Source organism: Enorma burkinafasonensis (assembly GCF_902150035.1).
GTDB lineage: Bacteria > Actinomycetota > Coriobacteriia > Coriobacteriales > Coriobacteriaceae > Enorma > Enorma burkinafasonensis.
The window spans coordinates 83,781-105,206 of the sequence record NZ_LR597509.1; the positions used below are offsets into that span (position 1 = coordinate 83,781).

The 21,426-nt window shown below is 65.1% G+C and carries 13 protein-coding genes and 1 pseudogene; 11 read left to right on the forward strand and 3 right to left on the reverse strand.

The window, feature by feature from the left end; translation table 11 throughout:
* The first annotated feature begins 133 nt into the window (after positions 1-133).
* The 8 genes and pseudogenes from FS885_RS09930 (at position 134) to FS885_RS06755 (ending at position 15,715) form a co-directional block, all read left to right on the forward strand.
* Complete coding sequence (locus tag FS885_RS09930) at positions 134-3,514, forward strand: hypothetical protein (protein WP_186365806.1); 3,381 nt, start codon at positions 134-136, stop codon at positions 3,512-3,514.
* Positions 3,515-3,826: 312 nt separating this feature from the next.
* Positions 3,827-7,438, forward strand: a complete 3,612-nt coding sequence (locus FS885_RS06725; protein WP_144744298.1) for a hypothetical protein — start codon at positions 3,827-3,829, stop codon at positions 7,436-7,438.
* 191 nt (positions 7,439-7,629) lie between these two features.
* Positions 7,630-10,584: a hypothetical protein gene (locus FS885_RS06730; RefSeq protein WP_144744299.1), complete on the forward strand. Its 2,955-nt coding sequence runs from the start codon at positions 7,630-7,632 to the stop codon at positions 10,582-10,584.
* Between the two features lie 166 nt (positions 10,585-10,750).
* Complete coding sequence (ispF, locus tag FS885_RS06735) at positions 10,751-11,227, forward strand: 2-C-methyl-D-erythritol 2,4-cyclodiphosphate synthase (protein ID WP_144744300.1); 477 nt, start codon at positions 10,751-10,753, stop codon at positions 11,225-11,227.
* A gap of 253 nt (positions 11,228-11,480) precedes the next feature.
* Positions 11,481-12,947 (forward strand): cysteine--tRNA ligase, encoded by a 1,467-nt coding sequence (cysS, locus tag FS885_RS06740; protein ID WP_144744313.1) that lies wholly within the window; start codon positions 11,481-11,483, stop codon positions 12,945-12,947.
* A 187-nt stretch (positions 12,948-13,134) separates the two neighbouring features.
* Positions 13,135-14,048: pseudogene (locus FS885_RS06745) on the forward strand (PDDEXK nuclease domain-containing protein).
* Positions 14,049-14,238: 190 nt separating this feature from the next.
* Positions 14,239-15,237, forward strand: coding sequence for a DUF2971 domain-containing protein (locus FS885_RS06750; RefSeq protein WP_144744301.1), 999 nt, complete (start codon positions 14,239-14,241; stop codon positions 15,235-15,237).
* A 7-nt stretch (positions 15,238-15,244) separates the two neighbouring features.
* Positions 15,245-15,715: a hypothetical protein gene (locus tag FS885_RS06755; RefSeq protein WP_144744302.1), complete on the forward strand. Its 471-nt coding sequence runs from the start codon at positions 15,245-15,247 to the stop codon at positions 15,713-15,715.
* A gap of 533 nt (positions 15,716-16,248) precedes the next feature.
* Here the strand turns inward: FS885_RS06755 and FS885_RS06760 are convergent.
* The 3 genes from FS885_RS06760 to FS885_RS06770 all read right to left on the reverse strand — a co-directional run bounded on the left by FS885_RS06760 (position 16,249) and on the right by FS885_RS06770 (position 18,268).
* Entirely contained in the window at positions 16,249-16,803 is a 555-nt protein-coding gene (locus FS885_RS06760) for a flavodoxin domain-containing protein (RefSeq protein ID WP_144744303.1), read from the reverse strand.
* A gap of 245 nt (positions 16,804-17,048) precedes the next feature.
* The gene (locus tag FS885_RS06765; RefSeq protein ID WP_144744304.1) at positions 17,049-17,588 is read right to left on the reverse strand and encodes a methylated-DNA--[protein]-cysteine S-methyltransferase; all 540 of its coding nucleotides are present in this window, start codon (positions 17,586-17,588) and stop codon (positions 17,049-17,051) included.
* The gene (locus FS885_RS06770) at positions 17,585-18,268 is read right to left on the reverse strand and encodes a DNA-3-methyladenine glycosylase family protein (RefSeq protein WP_144744305.1); all 684 of its coding nucleotides are present in this window, start codon (positions 18,266-18,268) and stop codon (positions 17,585-17,587) included. Before FS885_RS06770 ends, FS885_RS06765 begins: the two co-directional genes overlap by 4 nt.
* A gap of 178 nt (positions 18,269-18,446) precedes the next feature.
* Between FS885_RS06770 and rlmB the strand changes: the two genes are divergently transcribed.
* From rlmB to guaA, 3 genes are all read left to right on the forward strand, one after another.
* On the forward strand, positions 18,447-19,385 hold the full coding sequence (rlmB, locus tag FS885_RS06775) for a 23S rRNA (guanosine(2251)-2'-O)-methyltransferase RlmB (protein ID WP_144744306.1): 939 nt from the start codon (positions 18,447-18,449) through the stop codon (positions 19,383-19,385).
* A gap of 212 nt (positions 19,386-19,597) precedes the next feature.
* Entirely contained in the window at positions 19,598-20,179 is a 582-nt protein-coding gene (locus FS885_RS06780; protein WP_246060836.1) for an NYN domain-containing protein, read from the forward strand.
* Between the two features lie 148 nt (positions 20,180-20,327).
* Complete coding sequence (guaA, locus tag FS885_RS06785; protein ID WP_144744308.1) at positions 20,328-21,314, forward strand: glutamine-hydrolyzing GMP synthase; 987 nt, start codon at positions 20,328-20,330, stop codon at positions 21,312-21,314.
* Positions 21,315-21,426: the final 112 nt, after the last annotated feature.

Below are 21,426 nucleotides of genomic sequence, written 5' to 3' on the forward strand. Positions count from 1 at the left end.
CTGTGCGGTGCCCTTTCTGTTAGTGAATCCGGGGCATCTTCTTTGACAAAGGAATAGGGGGGGGGTACAGTGATTTCATCAGCGCTCAAAGCTGCAATGTACCACGCTGATGCCTAGCCCAAAGGGGGACAAGATGAAGAGTTGCCGCCGTATCGTCGCGACGGGGGCCGGGCGCATGCGTCTCGCGGTTGCCGTGCTCGCACTCACGCTCGCGGCGTTCGTCGCTCCGGTGCGCTCCTATGCCGAGCCCGTCGAGGTGACGTCGTGGGACGAGCTCGCGACTGAGCTCAGGGCGCATTATGCCGAGGTCGTCGTGACCGGTGAGATCGAGGCGGATTCGGTGATCGTCATCGACGGGTCGCCCACGATCACGTTCCAGGACGCGACCATCACGCGCACGTCATCCGATGCCGGTATCCGCGTGTCCAGCGGGACCGCGATGCTCGCGGGCGCCGCGACCGTCACGGGTGGATCGGAGAGCTTCATCTCCGTCGAGCAGGGCGCATCGCTCGTGCTCGAGGGCTCGCTTTCCGCGTCGGGCGTGAAGGGCTCGGAGAGCTTCCTGGATGTCTCGGGCGACCTCTTCCTGCACCAGGGTGCGAAGGTCTCGGGCTGGCGGTCCTCCGGCGATGGCGGCGGCATCCACGCGGACGGCGGCACTATCGAGATGACCGGCGGCGAGATCTCGGGCAACAGCGCCCGCAGGGGCGGCGGCGTGTGCCTCACGAACGGCGCGTCCATGACCGTGAAGGCGGGCTCGATCAGCTTGAACACGGTGGGCACGAACAGCAGCAGCTCGTATGGCGCCGGCGTGTACGTCGGCGAGGGCTGCTCCTTCGAGGCCGCCTCCGCCGACAGCGAAGACCCCATCCAGATGAACAAGAACAAGGCGCAGGCCGACGACTACGCCCAGACCGAGGGCGGCGCGATCTACGCCGAGGGCGAGGGTACCACGGTGACGCTCACCGGCGCCACCTTCGAAGACAACCGCGCCATGAGCACGAACGCCCGCGGTGGTGGCGCGGTGAACGCGGCGGACGGCGTCGTGCTCACCGTCACCGGCTGCACGTTCAAGAACAACGCCTCCTTCCTGGACGGCTATACCGGGCCCGAGAGCGGCGGCGGCACGTTCTTCATCGATGACGGCTGCGCGTTCACGCTGACGGACTCAACCATCACGGGCGGCAAGAGCCGTTATGGCGGCGGTATCAACCTCTATGGCAGCGACATGACGGTCGAAATCTCGGGCTGCGAGATCTCGGGGTGCGTGGCCGACGCCGCTCGTGGATACAATCCGCTCATCGGCGGCGCCATCTTCGTCAACGTCTCCGGCCAGAGCGCGGTCTCCATCTCGGGGACCGATGAGCACCCGATGACGATCTCGGGCAACGAGGCCACCCAGGGCGGTGGCGGCGTCTGCGTGCTCGCCGGCACGGTCGAGATGGACGACGTGAGCGTGATCGACAACGAATCGCCCCTGGGCGGCGGCATCTACGTCGAGGGCGACGGCGTGCTCACGCTGGACGGCTGCGAGGTGACGGGCAACACGGCTTCGAACGGTGCCGGCGTCTACACCAACGGCGAGCTGAACATCATCGATACCGCGGTCGACGACAACTCCGCTACCGTCGCGGCCGGTGGCGTCTTCACCGAGGGCGAAGTCACGCTGACGAGTGGCTCCATCTCGGGGAACACCGCCCCTGAGGGCGCGGGCGTGGCGGTCGTCTCGCATACGTTCGACATGCTGGGTGGCTCCATCTCAGGCAACGTCGCGAGCGGCATGGCCGGCGGCGTCGAGAACCTCGGCACCTTCACCTTGAGCGGCGGCGACATCACGGAGAACCAGGCGAACGGCGCGAGCGACGGCATCGGCGGCGGCGTGGCCAACCTGGGTACCTTCACCATGGAGGGCGGCAGGATCTTCGGCAACACGGCCGCCTACGGCGCGAACGACTTCTACAACTACTCCGAGCTCGAGGATGAGGGTGGTCAGGAAGGTGGCGTTGTTGTCGATCCAGGCTGGGATGGCGACCATAACATGGGGCTCGAATCCCTGAGCGACGACGGCGCCTCCACTCGTGCGGGCGAGAAATACGGCACGTTCACGCTCATCGATCCCAGCGGTTTCGGCCTGGGCGCCAACGGCTGGTACGAGGACGAGCCGGGCGCGCGCTATGCGGAAGCCGACCCCGAGGACCGCAGCGTCTACACGATCGTCGAGGATGACACCTCCGAGCAGTACCTCACGCTCGGCGACCCCGTCACGGCCGGAACGCTCACGCTCGAGCCGCAGGACATGGTGGCCTACACCGGCGGTGACTCCATGGACGGCGACAACTTCCCCGAGGTCCGCTACAAGGTGACCGCGGATGCCGAGCTCACCCAGGCGCTCGGCAGCCAGGGCGTCACCATGCAGGTCATGGTCGACGGCCAGCCGGTTGCCCTCTCCGAAGCGGACGCCACCGTGGGCGAGGACACCGTCATCATCCCCGAGCTCGGCACCATGTTCACGCTCGAGGACAACGAGAGCGATGACGACGAGGTCGCGGGCGTCTACCAGATCGCCATCACCGGTACCGTGACCGCGGTGCTCTCCGACGGGCGCTTGGTCGATGTCGTGGTCGCGACCGCCGACGGCGAGCCGGCGACGCTCACCGTGCGCACCGTCTCCAACGCGGGAGACGCCGCCGGCGAGGGCCAGGCGGGCGTCGTCGCGGCGAGCCCCGTGACCGTGGGCGACGCCGCCACCGACGCGCAGGACCCCGCGATCGCGACCGCGACGGTCTCCGAGGGCGCCAGGTTCTACACCAACGGCGACACCGCGATGGGCCTGCTCGGCACCGACGCGAACGACCCCGATGCGGGCGCGCGCATCTCGCTGCTCTTCGACGACCTGCTGCCCGCCGCGGGCGGCACAGCCGATGACACGGTCGCGGCCCTCGCCGCGCGCGCCGGCATCGACGCCCGGAACGCCGAGTTCAAGTACCTCGACCTCATCAACGAGCACGATGGCAACGCCTGGGTCTCCACCGATTCGGACGTGACGGTCTCCTGGCCGGTACCTGCGGGCGTCGACGCTGACGAAGTCGAGTTTACGGTCTACCACTTCCAGGGACTGCACCGCGAGTACGGCGGCGCGGGCTCGCCGGATGCGGCCGACCAGATCGCCGCGTGTCAGGTCGAGGTGATCCCGTGCGAGGTCGTCGACGGCCGCGTGGTCTTCACGCTCGACGGCGATGCCGAGAACGGCTGCTTCAGCCCGTTCGCGCTCACGTGGAGCGCCGCCGGCGAGGGCGGGGAGCAGCCCGGTGGCGAGCTGCCCGGCGGCGGACAGCAGCCCGGTGGCACGCAGCCCGGCCAGCAGGCTGGTAAGCCCGCCGGTTCCGGTGCGGACGCCGGCACGCTCGCCGCGACGGGCGACGGCGTGCCGGTCGTGGTCGGCGCGGTGCTCGCCGCGGGTGCGGCGGCCTTCGTCGCGGGCATCGTCCTCAGGAGGCGTTCGGCGCAGAGGTAGGCGGAGACCATGAGGCGGTAGTCGCTCATAGGTTCAGTAAACGGGGCGTTCCAGCGGGCGCCCCGTTTTCGTAGCGTAGGGCTTGTCAAAACTGCCGCCCGCTCTGTCTTATCTGCACGTTGACGCGGAAAAGATGGAGGGGGTATATTCAACTTAATTGGCTGTAGAGGCATGATGCGCTATCCCCGCGCGCGCCGCCGCCCGGCACGGACGGGCACCTCGTGGACGCGGAGCAGGGGCGCGGCATCGCCTCAGTGTATCGGGGGAGAACCTATGCCCGTATCTGCTTGTTCACGGAGCCGTTTTCGCTGGATGAAGGCGCGCGTCGTCCTCGCCTTTACCGCCCTCGCCTGCTTGGCGTCACTCGCCCTGCCCCAGCGGGCGCTCGCCGCGGGAAACGAGTACACCGTGGGGTCGAAGGAGGCCTACGAGCAAGCGGTCGCCGATATCAAGGCGAACGTCGAGGAGGGCAGCGAGGTCACGTTCGTCCTCACGGCCGACCTGGGCCTCACCTCGGCGAACTACCAGCGCGCTCCCGTGGAGTTCGGCATCGAGGGCTATGACGTCACCTACACGAGTGATGGCAACGGCCCGTGGGCGCTCGGCGCGAAGAGCTACTACCTGCAGTGCGCCGTGGGCGACGTCACCTTCGATGACGTGTGGCTCGCCGTGGGCCAGCATGCCCAGCGCGACCAGGGCACCGTCTCCAGTTTCTACGCCCAGGGGCACACGGTCGAGTTCGCCGAGAACTTCGACCAGCCCATCGCCCAGCTCTATGGCGGCTCGAAGGGCGGGGCGGTCGAGTCCACCCACCTCATCATCAACGGCGACGTGATCGGCGGGGTGGGGAGCTCCACGGCGCAGAACTGGCATGTGTACGGCGGCGGCTGCTACAGCGGTTCGGGCACCTCGTCCACAGACGGGCTCGTGAGGGGCGACGTCACCATCGACCTGGGGCCGAACTCCCGCGCGCCGTGGGTCTACGGCGGCGGGAAGGATGCGCAGGTGGGCGGGAACGTCACCGTTAACCTGCGCGGCGATGCGAGCGACGCGGACCATCACATCGGCAACATCACGGGCGGCGGTTCCGTTACCGATGACGGACCCGCGAGCTCGAGCTATCCCGGGCGCTATGCGGGCGTGGTGCTCGGCGACATCACGTTGAATCTGGAGAGTGGGCGCACGGCCGGCGTGGCCTCGGGCGGGAGCTACGTCTCGAGCGGGGGCGACCAGGGGCAGGCCCCCGAGGACATCCAGGCGCTCAACGACCGCTATGCCCGCTACAATTACTACTTCCTCGGCACCGTGGCGGGCAACGTGAACGTCATCATGGGCAGGGAGGGCGACGATGCCGGCACGCTGGTGCTCGAGACGACCGTGAACAACAGCGGCGGCTCCACCTACTCGGTGATCCAGGGCGACGTGAGCCTCGTGGTGAACGATGGCGCGCAGATGGAGGACCTCCAGGGCATGGGCCGCAACGACATCGTGGAGGGGACCGTCGCCATCACCGTGAACGGCGGCGTGGTCGAGGGTACCGTCTGGGGCCTCGGCGAGGCGTGGTACTCCAGCGACGGCGCCCACGAAGTGGGCCGCGGCGACGACGAGAACACGGCCGGGATCTACCTCAAGGATGCCGTCACCGTGACCGTGAACGGCGGCGAGGTGGGCTCGATCGCGTGGTTCGAGCAGTACCTGTACGACGGACGCGGCGTCAAATACGGCACGCCGCAGATCTACGGCAACGTGACCCTTAATGTGAACGGCGGCACGGTGGGCCGGGTCTACGCGGGCAATCCCGCCGACGCCGACCCGACGGGCTGGGAGTCCGGGCACGTCAAGCTTGCCTACGTGCGCGGCGACCGGGGTATCGAGCTCCACGTGCGCGGCGGCGAGATCACGGGCCTGCCCTCGGTCTACGCCCACGAGCTCAACACCGTCTACCGCGGCCAGCGCATCTACTTCGAGAACGACGCGCCCGTGCGCCTCTACCAGATCGTGGGCGCCAACGCGCGCAACAACGAGGACTTCGCCGATGCCGCCAGCGAGAGTGCGGCGCACATCGTCGTGAAGAACACCGCCCCGGCCACGCTCATGTACTACGAGAACAGCCGCGGTACCGCCTATCCCGTGTTCGGCCCCGTGAATGACGCGGACGAGACGTGCGGCAGCATCGACGTGCAGTCCGGCACGCTCGCCATGGCGGGCGAGGCCACCATCCTGGGCGATCTCACGGTGCACGAGGGCGGCACGCTCGCGATGCCCTCCGTGACCGCCACAGAGGGGTTCGAGACCGCGCTTAACGTGCGCGGGGAGGCGCTGCTCGCCGATACCGCCGCGGGCGGGAGCCTCAAGACCACGGACGCCGCCCGCTACGACTGGTCGAGCGGCTCCTGGCGCATCTATCCCTCGACGAGTGAGGTTGCGCCCGAGGTGGGCGAGGTGTTCGTGCGCTCGCAGAAGACCAACGAGCCCGCTGACGCCGAGTCGGACGCCGAGCTGCTCGGCCTCGTGAGCGAGCCCGGCGTGGCGGCCGGCCTGTACGTGGAGTACACGCAGGAATCCGAGGCGCTCTCCGGGGCGGACGGGACCACCTACGCCCACGCCTGGCGCATCGCAAAGGGCGAGGTGCCCGAGCCCGACCCCGTGCTCGAGATCACGCTCACCTCGCAGGACATGGTTGCCTACACGGGCGGCGACTCGCTCGGCGGCGATTCCTTCCCGGCGACGCGCTACGAGGTGACGGCAACGCTCGACGGGGCGGCCACCGATATGGACCTCTCCGACGTCGCCTTCACCGTGAACGGCGACGAGCGCACCCTGCCCGATGGCACCCAGAGCGGCGACGTCGTGGTGCTGCCGTGGGTGCCGGATACCTTCACGCTCGCTGACGCCTCCGAGATGGACACGACGGGCGCCGTGGCCGAGGGCGATGCCGCGACGGATGACGTGGTGGCGGGCGATTACGCCGTCGCGGTCGACGTGGATGCGATCTCAGCCGAGGCGGATGGCTACGAGGTGACGGTCGAGGCGGATGCCGGCGAGCTCACCGTGCGCGACGTCTCCAAGCCCGAGGACGTCGCGGCGGGTTCAGCCGACGTGGCGCAGCCCGTGGTGGGAGACGCCGAGCAGGTGGATACCGCGGACGGCATCGGCATGGCGGTGATCGCCGAGGGCACCGAGTTCTTCACCAACGGACAGGAGGAGCTCGGCCTGCTCGGCGACGACGATTCCGACTCGCCCCAGGTGGCGCTGCTCTTCGACGAGCTGCTGCCCGGCGACTCCGACGAGGACACCGCCCAGCTGCTGCGCGACCGCGCCGGCGAGCTCGGCCACGAGCTGACCGCGGAGAACTCCGAGTTCCGCTACCTCGACCTCGTGAACGAGAACGACGGCAACGCCTGGGTGAGCACCCAGGACGGCGCGACGATCGAGATCCACTGGCCGGTGCCCGCGGGCGTCGACCCCGAGGCGGTCGAGTTCTCCGTTCTGCACTTCCAGAACCTGCACCGCGAGTACCGCGACAACCTGGGGGAGCAAGTGGCCGCGTGCCCGGTCGAGGTGATCGACGCGCGCGTCGAGGGCGGGAACGTGGTCTTCACGCTCACCGGAGACCAGGACGAGGGCTGCTTCAGCCCGTTCGCGCTCACCTGGACGCAGGTCGACGACGGCGAGGAGCCGGGCGGTGAGCAGGAGCCCGGCGATGGGGAAGAGCCCGGCGGCGAGCAGCCCGGTGGCGGGCAGCAGCCCGATGGTACGCAGCCCGGCCAGCAGGCTGGTAAGCCCGCCGGTTCCGGTGCGGACGCCGGCACGCTCGCCGCGACGGGCGACAGCACGCCGGTCGTGATCGGCGCGGTGCTCGCCGCGGGCGCGGCCGCCGTCGCCGTGGGCGTCGCCCTCGGGAGGCGCTCGGCGCAGAGGTAGCGGCCGCGAGGCGGTAGCCGCACATAGGTTCACGTGAGCGGGGCGTCCGGCGGGCGCCCCGTTTCCTGACCGACGGGTTGCCCAGAATGTGCCGTTTTGAACTGCGGACGCCCGTTGCGCGGAAACAGTAGAGGGGGTATATTCAATTTGACGATTGCAGCTCAAACGTACAACGTCGTGAGGGGAACAAGATGCACAGGAGAATAACGGCCCTGCTCGCCATCGCGCTGCTGCTCTGCGCGGCGCTGGTTGCACCGCAGGCAGCGTTTGCGAGCGAGGAGGGGACGCTCGACACGGTGTACCTCGGCAGCACCGCGGACGTCGAGGCGAGCGACGTGAACGACGGCGCGACGGCGCAGACTCCCGTGGCGACCTTCGACCGCGCGCGGGACCTGCTGGCGAACGACGGAACGATTGTCCTGCTCTCGCCGCTCAGGCCCCAGGGCGAGGTCACCTACTCGCTCGAGGGCAAGGGCGACGCGAAAGTCGTGCCGTATCGGCACGAGGGCGGTTTCGCCGGGAGCCTCCTGTTCATCTCGGGCGATGCGAACGTCACGCTCGAGCACATCATCGTCGACGGCGGCGGCGAGTCCGACACCATGGACTCGACGGTGAACATGGAGGGTGGCACCCTGACCCTCGGCGACGGCGCGGTGCTTCAGAACCGCAGCTGCAACAAGGGAGCGTTCGGCATCGCGATCGAGGCGATGAACGGCTCCCACATCACCATGCTCGACGGCTCGGCCATTCGCGACAACCACGGGGAGGACCACAAGGTCGCCTACGGCACGGTGTTCATCGCCAACGACTGCGTCTTCGATATGGAGGGCGGCGTCATCGAGGGCAACAGCGCCTCGCGCGGCGGCGCGGTCGCGGTGGTGAGCTCCACCATGAACATGAGCGGCGGTACCATCCAGAACAACGCCGTCCACAGGGAGAGCAGCCAGGGCGCGGCCTACGGCGGCGCCATCTACGTCTCCAACTACGAGGAGTACACCATCGCCGTGGGGTCGGAGCAGCCGATCAAGTGCGGCGACTCCAAGTTCACCATGACCGGCGGAACCATCCAGGGCAATTCTGCGGATGTGTACGGCGGCGCCATCTGCACGCTGACGAACGGCAACGACGGGTCCACCGGGACCTGCTACGTCGACATCCAGCACGGGACGATCACGGGGAACAGCGCCGGCACGGGCGGCGGTGCGATCTCCGTCTGGGACCTGGGTGGCAAGCCCACGTCGAACCTCTCGATCTCCGGCGGGGAGATCACGGACAACAGCACGGACGGCAACGGCGGCGCCATCCTCGTCTACGGGCTCGACGGCGAGGACCAGGCCGTCATGACGTCCGGCACCATCTCGGGGAACAGCGCCGATGTCGCCGGTGGCGGCATCATGCTCTACACGGGGACCGGGGCGCGCATGGCGGTCTCGGGGGGATCCGTTACCGATAACGTCTCGCCCGTCGGCGCCGGCGCGTTCGTGGGAGGGGACTGCACCCTCACCATGACGGGCGGCACCATCGAGGGCAACAACGGCGACGAGGACCAGAGCACCACGCGCGGCGACGGCGTCTATGTTGGCGGCACCTTCGAGGTGGACGACGGCGCCGCGGGCGGCCCCGTGGTCGATCAGGACAACGACGTCTACCTGCCGAGCGGCCATGTGATCGACGTCATCGGCGCGTTCACCGGCGCCACGGCGGCAAACCCCATCAGCATCACGAGCGCGGACCTCGCGGTCGAGCCCAAGGACGCCTCGACGCCGGGCACCAAGCTCGTGCACTACCACGACGCGGCCGGCGGCGTCGATGCCGCCGAGCAGGCCGATGCGGACGGCATCTACGTGCCGAGCGCCAAGATGTACGAGCGCGACGCGACGCTCGTCATCGGCAAGAGCATGCACGGCGACCAGCTCGACTACATGACCTACGTGACCGAGGACCCCACGCTCACGCTCGGGGTGCTCGACATGACGGCCTACACCGGCGGCGACTCGCATGATGACGACCCGTTCCCCGCGCCGCGCTACCGCGTGCGCATGAACGCGCCGCTCTCGAACGCGCTCGGCGCTGACGGGCTCGACGGGCTCACGCTGACCGATGCCGCGGGCGATGAGGTCGAGCTTGTCGAGGTTGCCGACGGCGTGGTGATGATTCCCGGCGTGGAGGAGGCCTACACGTTCCAGGGCACGGCCGCCCAGGGCAGGTCCGCGCGCTCCGGTGCTGCCGACGACGCGCAGGCAGGCCTCTACGAGGTCGCACTCGAGGCGGGGGAGAGCCTTGAGGCGACGACCGATGGCGGCTCGGACGTGGCGGTCGAGGTCGACCCCGGTACCCTCACGGTGCGCTATGTGAACGATGCCGACGAGGTCGCGTCCGGTGCGACCGAGCTCACGACGGCCGTGCTCGCCGCGGGCGACCTGGCCTCGTCCGATACCTCGACGTTCCGCGCCGTGGTGGACGGGTCCGCCGTGTTCACGACGAACGACCGGGCCGAGCTCGGCCTCGCGGGGACCGACGGCACCGCGGGTACGGCCGAGCCCGCCCTCTTGGCCGACGAGCTGCTGCTGGCCGACGACGGCTCGAGCCGCGAGCCCGCTATGCGGGCGCGAGCCGAGAGCTACCTGGAGGGCCAGGGTGTCTCGATCGCCGACCGCTGCTGGGACTTCCAGTACCTCGACCTGGTGAACGCCCACGACGGCAATGCCTGGATCGCGTCGAGCACCGGTGCGGACGTCTATTGGCCCTACCCTGAGGGCACGGACCAGAACACCGAGTTCACGCTCGTGCGCTACAGCGATCTCTACCGCGAGTACGGCATCAACGGCGTCGAGGCGATCGACGAGGCGCTCGCGACGACCGAGCTTTCGACCGTGACCGTGGAGAACACGCCCTACGGCATCCGCTTCCATGTTGACACCGACGGCTACGGTCCCTTCGCCCTCTCCTGGGTGGGCGACGGCGGCCAGAGCCCCGCTCCCGACCAGACGCCCGCGGGCCCCCAGGCGCCGAGCGCCACCGTGCCCGGTAAGGAGACCATGCCGGGGACGGGTGACGCCACGCTCACGGTCGTGGGCGCGGTCCTCGCCCTGGGCGTCGCCGCCATCGCGGGCGGCTCGCTCGTCGCGCTGAGGCGCCGGGAGTAGCTGGATCCCTGGCTGGCGCGATATCTCGCCCCCTCTCGGGACCCCGTCCGGTAGCTCCGGGCGGGGTCCCTCTACATGGCGGGCCGGTCCCCGCGCCGCTCGCCCCGGTGGCGCCGCGCCGAGGCCGCGCTATGATAGGGAAGGTTCCCGAGGAGAAAGGCCCGACATGCTACGCATCGGTCACGGTTACGACGTCCACCGCCTCGTCGAGGGGCGCCGCTGCATCATCGGCGGCGTGGACATCCCGCACGACAAGGGCCTGCTCGGCCATTCCGACGCCGACGTGCTCTCGCATGCGCTCGCGGATGCCATCTTGGGCGCCATGCGCGGCGGCGACATCGGCAAGCTCTTCCCCGACACCGACCCCGCCTACGAGGGCGCCGACTCGCTCAAGCTCCTCGCCGAGGTCATGGCCTACGCGCGCCGCGAGGGCTATGAGCTCGTCGACGCGGACTGCACGCTCGCCTGCCAGGAGCCCAAGATCAGCCCCTACCGCGAGCAGATGCGCGAGAACCTGAGCGTCGCGCTCGGCGTTCCCGTGGAGTGCGTGGGCGTGAAGGCCACCACCACCGAGCAGCTCGGCTGGGAGGGCGCAGGCGAGGGCATCGGCGCCTGGGCCGTGTGCCTCCTGGAGCGGCGCTAGCCTCTGTTTTGCAGGCTGGAAATCCTCTATTTTATGGTCAGATAATCCTCTCTTTTATGGCCGGAAAATCCTCTATTTTCAATTCTGCAGCTTGGAAGCTAAGTCTTAGTCCGTCCCCTACTATAGGCGGCGCTGGGGTACCATGGACAGGTACGACACAAGGCGCCCTGCCCGTCGCGCGAGCCGCGCCGGTGAGCCAGCAGGGGCCGCTTGAGCCGAGCAAACCGGGATGAGACTCGATAAGGAGCCGCTCGTGAAGATCTACAACAGCGCCACGCACCGAAAGGAAGCGTTCCAGCCCATCGAGGCGGGGAAGGTCCGCATGTACGTGTGCGGCCCCACGGTGTACGACAACATCCACATCGGCAACGCGCGCACGTTCATCAGCTTCGACGTGATCCGCCGCTGGCTCATCGCCTCGGGCTACGAGGTCACGTTCGCGCAGAACCTCACCGACGTGGACGACAAGATCATCAACCGCGCCAACGAGCAGGGCCGCACGGCCGAGGAGGTGGCGACGGAGTTCTCGGACAAGTTCATCGCCGTCATGCACAAGGCCAACGTGCTCGACCCCGACGTGCGTCCGCGCGCCACGAAGGAGATCGGGCCCATGATCGGCATGATCAAGAGCCTGATCGAGCAGGGCAACGCCTATGCCGCCGAGAACGGCGACGTGTACTTCGCCGTGCGCAGCGACCCCACCTACGGCGAGGTCTCCGGGCGCAACATCGACGACCTCATGGTGGGCGCGCGCATCGCCGCAGGCGAGGAGAAGCGCGACCCGCTCGACTTCGCCCTGTGGAAGGCCGCCAAGCCCGGCGAGCCCATGTGGGACTCGCCGTGGGGCAAGGGCCGCCCCGGCTGGCACACCGAGTGCGCCGCCATGGTGCATCGCTACCTGGGGACGCCGATCGACATCCATGGCGGCGGCTCCGACCTGGCCTTCCCACACCACGAGAACGAGTGCGCGCAGGCCACGTGCGCTTGGCATGAGGGTTTCGCCAACACCTGGATGCACACGGGCATGCTGCTCGTTGACGGCGAGAAGATGAGCAAATCGCTCGGCAACTTCTTCACGCTCGAGGAAGTGCTCGAGAAGCACTCCGCGGCGGCGCTCCGCCTGCTCATGCTGCAGACGCACTACCGCTCGCCGCTCGATTTCAGCTGGGAGCGCCTCGAGGGCGCCGAGAACTCGCTCGTGCGCATCGCCGGTACGGTCAAGAACCTCAAGTGGGCGGCCGACCACGCCGAAGGCGAGCCGGATGCCGGGCTCGCCGCCGGGCTCACCGCCGCCATGGAGCGCGCCGCCGCCGAGTACGAGGCGTGCATGAACGACGACTTCAACACCGCGGGTGCCATCGCGGCGTACTTCCAGCTCGTGACCGAGGCGAACACGTACCTCGATCAGGCTGCGGGCGCGGTCGATCCCGAGGCGGCGCGCGTGTGCGGCGCCGTGATCGCCGGTGCGCTCGTGCAGCTGGGCGTCGAGCTTCCCGTGGTGGAGGAGCCGCTGCCCGCGGGCCTGCTCGGCGTGGCCGCGGGCCTGTGCGCCTACACAGGCGATGACGTCGACGAGGCCGCCGAGCAGATTCTCGCCGCCCGTGCCGAGGCCCGCGCTGCCAAGGATTGGGCAACCGCCGACGCCATCCGCGACCAGCTCCGCGACATGGGCCTCGCCATCGAGGACACCGCAGCCGGGACCCGCATCAAGCGCGCTTAGCATATGGTGCTGGTCTCCAGCTCTGCCTGCTAGCGGCTGAGCGTGACGCTTGTAGCATATGCGAATTATGGGAACCGCTCCTCAGGGGGCGGTTTTTCTTTATGAAGACGCCTCCATAAATTCGAACATATGTCCGCATGAGCATATAGCATTGCGACATGGTGGAATCCTCGGATGGGAGGCGGTCATGCTGGAGAACGGGAACGAGTATCTGCAAGTATTGAATCAGGTGAAGCGGGAGATCACGCAGACGAGGGCGCGTATCGCCGTTGGTGCAAACGCCGAGGTCATCAAGCTATATTGGCGTATTGGAAAGGTGCTGATCGATAGAAGCATCTATGGAACCCGCTACATCAACACGCTTGCACATGATTTGCGAGTTGCTTTTCCTGGGCTAAAAGGGTTTTCCGCGCGAAGCTTGCGCTATATGGCAAAGTTTGCGCGTGAAGTAGATTCCGAATTTTGCAACAGCTGTTGCAAAATCCCATGGGGGCACATCACGCATCTGCTCGATAAGACAAAATCAAGCTTCGAACGCGAATGGTATGTTCAGGCTGCTATAGAAAATGGTTGGTCTCGGACGGTGCTGGTCCATCAGATCGAGTCTCGTCTCTACGAACGTCAAGCGCTGTCCGGTACGGTGAGTAACTTTAGCCGCACACTGCCAGAACCTGAAAGCGAACTGGCGCAACAGGCCCTCAAGGATCCGTTTATCTTTGATTTCATCACGGCACAGCAGGGTCGCAGCGAGCGCGATATCGAAGAACAGATGGTCGAGAACGTGACGAGGGTGCTGCTTGAGCTGGGAACTGTTTTGCATTCATGGGTAACCAGTACCATCTCAGCGTCGGCGGCGAGGACTTCTACATCGACCTGCTGTTCTACAACGTGCGGCTGCACTGTTATCTGGTGGTGGAGCTCAAGAACGAGAAGTTCCGCCCGGAGTTTACCGGAAAGCTCGGGTTCTACGTTGCCGTTGTAGACGACATGCTGACGAATGAGTTCGACAACCCCACCATTGGCCTCGTGCTCTGCAAGGAGAAGAACGACGTGGTGGCGGAGTACGCGCTGCGCAGCATCGACCAACCGGTAGGGGGGTAAGCTCCTATTACTTGGGCGACGAACTGCCCGAGGACTACCGGGACGTACTGCCTTCTCCGGAGGACTTGCAGCAGAGGATTTAATTTGGATAGACCAGCAAAAATAGGTCGCGCGATCCCCACTATAGTGGGGATAAGCCTCCCTTTACAGTGAGGCTTATTGCTATCTCCAAATGCAATAAGGAGCGCGCATGGGACTCGTCTACCACTACACCTCTCCCCAGGGTGCGCTGGGCATATTGCAGAACAAGACGCTTTGGTTCACCGATTGCGAGTTCATGAATGACCCAGGGGAGCTAGCGTATTGTTACGAATTATATGATCGAGCGTGGGTCGAGGTTTGCCGAGAACTCGGAGTGCCTGAGGCTCAGATTGAGCACGAGATAACGAGGTTTGCGAATCCGTATGAGTGCAGGGCTGAGTTGGGTGACGAGCTTGGTTTTGATATCCCCGCGCGCTACTACAGCTTTTCTACCAGCTTTGAAGCTGACAGCGTAGCGGTGTGGTCGAACTATGCAAGTAACGGATCTCAAGCGGGCTACGCACTAGGGTTACATTTTGGAGCCTTGGAGAACGGTCTTCTTCGCATCTCCGAGTCTGTCGCGACGCATGGCATGATCGTCGAGGTGTCAGCTGGTAAGGTAATCTACGATAGGGGTGAGCAACTGGCCACCCTAAAAACCCTCATCAAGGATTATCTTGCGATGAGAGATGGGATTCTGCTGAGCAATACCGATGCAATCGATCGGGTGATGGCGAATGAGGTATCCCAAGATTGCCATTGGTCGCAGATTTGCTCTATTGCTCCGTTTATTAAGCGTCCCGGCTTCGAGTATGAGCAGGAATATCGGTTTGTGCTTAAGGTTGCACAACTCGAGCCTGGGCAAAAAGCAATGTTTGCTCCAGACAAATACGCCGTTAGCGAACAGGTTGGCCCGCGCAGGTGTTCGGACTGTCCTGTCTTCGCTATGTCACCAATTAGGCTGTGCTTTCGCGAGGGGTTCGCGGGGGCGATAACGCCTTATTTTGAAGTCAGGCTTGGCGATGAGTGGGTGGACATGCTGTCTGTGTTGCGAGTCAAATCGTATGCGGCCCCTGACCTCATGATAGATGGAATGGTTCAGTTGGCGGAAGAGTTGGGATACAAGGGTCTTTCTATTGAGGTATCGAATAGTAGTTTGAGAGGCTAGGAGAGGTATGTCACAAGAAGACGTGAAACCGGGCAGCGACACTCAGGAAGGCAAAGAGAAACGAAATACCGATGTTGGCGATGTGGTGTGCGTCTTGTGTATTGGCTGGTGCATTTGCGGAGCAGTGTGGCAGTTTGTTGACTTTGGGCTTTTGGGCGGAGCTCAAATGGTTAGTGACACATTAAATATCGATAGTACTGTGGTTTTGCTTGGAATGCTAGCGAATGTGGGCGTATGGGTTACCGGAGCGTGCATTTGCTGGGTGGTTAAGAGCGAGTGCCGTTGGACCGCTGGGGCTCGTGCGATTGCCGTAATAGCGACTGCATGTGTCGCCCGATTGCTTGTTTGGCTCATGGCTCAACTGCTCGGCATGTATTTCATTAGTGTGTATTGGGCGGGGGCTTATCTTATTTCGTGTCTCCTGCTTATTTTTATAGGCTGGACGTTCTTCAAATTTATTTCCGAAATAGAAATATAGACTTCGTGAGTTTATGCTTGGCGATATGCGACTTATCGCCTTCCTGATCCGGGCGGAGGAGGATTTCCCGAGCTCGCGGGCCACGGCGGGCGGCTCCTTGTGCGAGTCGATGTAGACCACTATGCAGAGCTTCTGCTTCGAGAGACCGCACCTGTTTGTAGCCGTAGGAGAAGTCGGCATCGGCTGGCATCCTGGGAAAATGCCACTTTTTACCGTGCGCAATTGGGGACTGCGGACGAAAAGTTGGACCGGGAGGTCCGGTTTGAAGGTCCGCGGGAGACCGTGGAGCTGGCGCTGGCGGCTTCATGGCCGAGCTCAACCGCTGGCTCCACTGGTTCCGTTCGGGGCGCGCGTCCCAGCGCCTGGACCGGAGGACTCCGAACGGGAACCGCGCGCTGCTCGGCTACGCGGTGTAGCATGTACAAGAAAACGTCCGCGCTCCCGTTCAGGGAAGTGCGTAAGAAAATGCTTACGTATTTCTATGTGTGCGATATGAACATTTCTTGATGCGTTGTGTGCGGATGCGGCCGATACTATCCACGCAATCCAAGCTGCTCGAATAGGGGCTCAAGGTACGCACGGTTGCAATCGTCAAAGCCTTTGCGCATGCCGTCGAGCGAGATGCGGTTGCGCTTTCTCACGCGCTCGTCGCCGCGTTTGATTTCGCCTTCAAGCATCTTGAAATAGATGCGCATGGCTATCTTGTCCACGGTGCTGAGTCGTTCGAAGTGGAAACCGCCGCGGCAGTATACCCAAGGCAAGTCGGGGTAGCGGTCAGCCGGGAAGGAGCGACGGAACGCCTCCTCGTGCTCGGATGCAGGCCAAAGCTCGCACGGCATGGGTGTTGCTCCCACGCCGACCACGGCGTAGCGCTTCTGGGGGTGTGCCGCCATGTAGGCTTGGAACTTCTTGCAACCCTTGATGTTCGCCGCATGGAACCAGCCCACGAATACCACGAGCTCGGCGCCGTCAGCTATGGTTTCGATGTTATCGAGCGACGTAGGCGAGCAGCCAAGTTCTTCCGCCATCCAGCCGGCGTACTTCCTGGCTGAACCGGTTTGAGAACAGTACACAACAGCTGCGTTCATGGTGTCTCCTTAGGTCACGACTCTCGATAAGTATGCCGCGTATGATTGCTCGCGCCACAAGCGCGCGAAAAGCCTTACCAAGAGATGATGGATCCTCCGTTTGCCAGCGGAATGCTACCGCTTGGAGGGAGATCTAGGTTGTCGTCTGGATTGTCTGGGCGGTTATCTGAGGCGAATCATGGCCCAGACCGCCGCCGATGCCCACCGCATCTCGATATCCTGCTTGGGTGCGAAGCCGTGCTGCCTTACAGCGCCGTGCTGTGCTTCGGCGCAAAGAGCTTACTTGTGTCTGTCCTCTCAAGCTCTAGCAGCCGAATCTTCTTGTCGATACCGCCGGCATAGCCGGTTAGACTTCCGTTCGACCCCACAACGCGGTGGCAGGGGATGATGATCGAGATGTGGTTGCGCCCAACGGCGCTGCCGACCGCTTGGGCGGACATATGCTCCGCACCGCGTCCTGTTGCGATTTGCCGCGCGATCGCACCGTATGTGGTGATTTGTCCGTAGGGGATCTGCAGCAGGATGTCCCACACGGCATGTTGGAATGGCGTGCCTGTAGGATGCAACGGCGGCAGAAAATCCGGTTCGCGTCCGGCAAAGTATACGTCGAGCCAGCATTTCGTCTCGACAAGCGCGGGCGTTTCGTGTTCGATACATTCTTTCGGGCTCGCCAGAGAGTCAGCGAAGTATTTCTGTCCCATAAACCATAGTCCGACTAGACCCTGTTCGTCGGTAGCAAGCAACATATCGCCCAACGGTGAGTCATATACCTGGGTGAACGTCACGTTTCGCTCTTCTCTACCCGTTGAGCTTTCACTTTGGGCTTTTTCGGATTTTTCGGCTTGTAGTCGCGCATCTCCGGGATGGCGCCACCGGCGACGGCCCATAGGTACAGACTCGCAACGCTGCAATACGGCGAAAACCGCCGCCGGTACTTCTCGAACAGCTGCCGCGTGATCTTGCGATGGTGGTAGACCATGCGCAGGCCGCGCTGGATGGCGAGGTCGTCGAAGCTGAACACGTTTGGCCGCTGAAGGCAGAACAGCAAGATCATCTCGGCCGTCCATACGCCGACGCCCTTCAAACTGCTGAGCATGCGAATCGCATCCTCGTCGGACATATGCTGCACGGCATCGAGGTCGAACGAGCCTCTCACAACTTGTTCGGCAAAATCGGTGATGTATCCAGCCTTGCGAAAGGTCATACCGAACGATTGCAGCTGCGCAATGCCGGCGCTCAAGATGCTCTGAGCGTCCACCTCGCCGAGCACGTCTCGCATGCGTCGCCAGATGGTTGCCTGCGCTTTGGTGGAGATTTGCTGCCCCACGATGTGATGCGCTACGGACGAGAATAAATCAGGGTCGACCTCGCGCTCGATGCGTCCTACGCGATCGATGACCTCGCGCATGCGCTCATCCTTTTCCCGCAGGTAGGCAAGCTCAGTTTCTCCGTATTCGAAGTACATGCGCCCGACCTCCGCAAGTTACCGCTCCTTACGGTATAGATATAGCGCTCGCGTGTTTTTCTGGCAAATTTGAGCCAACGCGCTGTCATGGAGATAGGTGCTCGATGACCCGTGAGGTGCACGCGCGGCACGGGGTCTCGTATACTACGGGTCTGATAGGTATCTCGAAAGGAAGCATATGGCTCGCCAACAGCAGGGGAGTAGGCAGAATCGGCAGCGTTCGGGCGGCGGTGCCTCCCAGCGGCGAACGGGGGTGCGTTCGAATTCAACGGCCGCGAGCCAGGGTGCGCGGGGTCGCGAGGGCACGGCACCGGCCGCCCGCGAGCGCCGGGGCCGCACGGGCAGTGCGGATGGAGCGCAGTCTGCGCGCCCGGCATCTCGTCCCGCCGGCTCGTTCATCGAAGGCCGTCGTGCTGCGGCGGAGGCGCTGCGCACGGGCTTCCCCGTCAAGCGCGCGCTTGTAGCCGAGGGGGAGGATCGCGACGCCGCCCTCGCCAAGCTCGTGGCCGATGTGCACGCCGCGGGCATCCCCGTACTCCGCGCGCCGCGTGCGGAGCTCGATGCGCTGTCGAGCCATGGCGCGCACCAAGGCATCGCGCTCGAGGTGGGCGCTTTTCCCTATGCCGAGCTCTCCGACGTGATCGCCCGTGCGGGCGACGGTCCCGCCCTCGTGGTGGTGCTCGACCACGTGACCGATGCCGGTAACTTTGGCGCAATCGTGCGCTCAGCGGAGGTCGTGGGCGCAGCGGGCGTGGTTATCGCGAGCAGACGTGCGGCGGAGGTCACGGTGGCAACGTACAAGACGAGCGCCGGCGCCGTGATGCACCTGCCGATCGCCCAAGTGCCTAACATCGCCCGCGCGCTCGAGGAGCTCAAAAGCGCTGGATTCTGGGCGGTGGGTGCGAGCGAGCACGCCGAGGGTATCTGCTGGGACATGTCGCTTAGCGGTCGCATCGCGCTCGTGATGGGGTCGGAGGGCGACGGCTTGAGCCGGCTCGTGCTCGAGACCTGCGACGATCTCACGAAGCTGCCGCAGCATGGCAAGACGGAGAGCCTTAACGTTGCACAGGCGGCGACAGCGCTTTGCTACGAGTGGCTCCGGCAGAACCGCGCGTGATGGGTCATGTTGGGACGGGGTCGTTATGACTCCTTTGGGGCCAAAACGACCCCGTCCCAAATTGGACCACAGGTACAACACGTTCGTGAAAGGGCATGATGGGTAAGAAGAGCCGGCAGAAGGCGAAGGCAAAGCGGTTTGGCGAGGGTTCGGCAAAGCCAATCGTGAGCGCGCAGACGTATGGCGCGGGCAACGCGTTTGCCACGGCGTTTATGAGCGAGAACGTGGTCGACCCAGCCCGGGGCACGAACGCGCGTGGCCAGCGCGAGCTCTTGGTGGTCGACGGCTACAACGTGATCCATGCAAGCCCCCGCTACGAGAAACTCATCTTCGACCGGTCGGACGATCCCTATTCCAGCGATGTGTACGACCGCGCCCGCACGGCGCTCATCGCGGACGTCGCGGCGTTCGCGCTGCGACGCTACGACCCGGTGATCGTGTTCGACGGCGCGGGCAACATCTCCCCCGATCGTCCCAACCTGCCGCAGGCGGGCGTGCGCATCGAGTTCTCGCCCACCGGGGTCTCGGCCGACACGGTGGTGCAGCGTCTGTGCACCGAGGCGCGCGAGGCCGGCCGCGCCTGCTCGGTGGTGACGAGCGACGGCACCATTCAGGCGACGGTCATGGGCAAGGGCGTCACGCGCATCTCCGCGCGCATGTTCGTTGAGGAGATCCGCCAGGTGGATGCTGACGTGGCGGAGGCCGAGGCGGCGCCCGACATCAAGCTCACGCTCGGCAGCAGGCTCTCGGTGGACACGCTCGCCAAGCTCCAGGCGCTGCGCGGCCGCATGTAGGGGCTTCGGCCGTTGAGCGGTGGCGGCCCTGAGCGCCGCCTGTCGCCGCGTCCGTCCCACGTGGCGCCGCTGGCCGAAGCGCCGCTTCCTCCATCTGGTGCAGCCGATACACTGATTCCAGGTATGGCCCGTCCGAAGGAGTTACGTCATGGAACTACCCAGCAAGCGTCCCGATGATATGGTCCGCATCACCACGCCCGAGCTCGCGCAGGCGTTCATCGACGAGCAGGTCGAGGCCCTGCGCGCCCAGATCGGCGACGGCAACGTGCTGCTCGCGCTCTCCGGCGGCGTCGACTCCTCCGTGGTCGCGGCGCTCCTCATCCGCGCGGTGGGCAAGCAGCTCATCTGCGTGCACGTGAACCACGGCCTTATGCGCAAGGGCGAGTCCGAGCAGGTCATCGACGTCTTCCGCAACCAGATGGACGCGAACCTCGTCTACGTGGATGCCACCGACCGCTTCCTGGGCCTGCTCGAGGGCGTGGCGGAGCCTGAGGCGAAGCGCAAGATCATCGGCGCCGAGTTCATCCGCGTCTTCGAGGAGGAGGCGCGCAAGGTCGCAGGCGAGGTGAGCTTCCTGGCGCAAGGCACCATCTACCCGGACATCGTCGAGTCCGACGGCGTGAAGGCGCATCACAACGTAGGCGGTCTGCCCGACGACCTGCAGTTCGAGCTCGTCGAGCCCGTGCGCCTGCTCTTTAAGGACGAGGTGCGCCAGGTTGGGCGCGCGCTCGGGCTGCCCGAGTCCATGGTCGAGCGCCAGCCGTTCCCGGGCCCCGGTTTGGGCGTGCGCTGCCTAGGCGCGATCACGCGCGACCGCTTGGAGGCACTGCGCGAGGCCGATGCCATCCTGCGCGAGGAGTTCGATGCGGCAGGGCTCGCTGGCAAGGTGTGGCAGTACTTCGTCGTGGTGCCGGACATGCGCGCGACCGGCGTGCGCGACGGCAAGCGCGCCTACGAGTGGCCCGCCATCATCCGCGCCGTGAACACCGTCGACGCCATGACCGCAACGGTGCCGGAGCTCGACTGGTCGCTCATGAAGCGCATCGCCGATCGCATCTTGGCCGAGGTGCCGGGCATCTGCCGCGTAGCGATGGATCTCACGCCAAAGCCCATCGGAACGATCGAGTGGGAGTAGGCCGATAGGGTTCTGACCTGCATTTTTGAGTGCCGCGCTGTGCCGCTGAGTTTCGTTTCGTACGACAGTCATGGCAAAGCCACCGGCGACGGCGGTGAGTAAATACGATAAT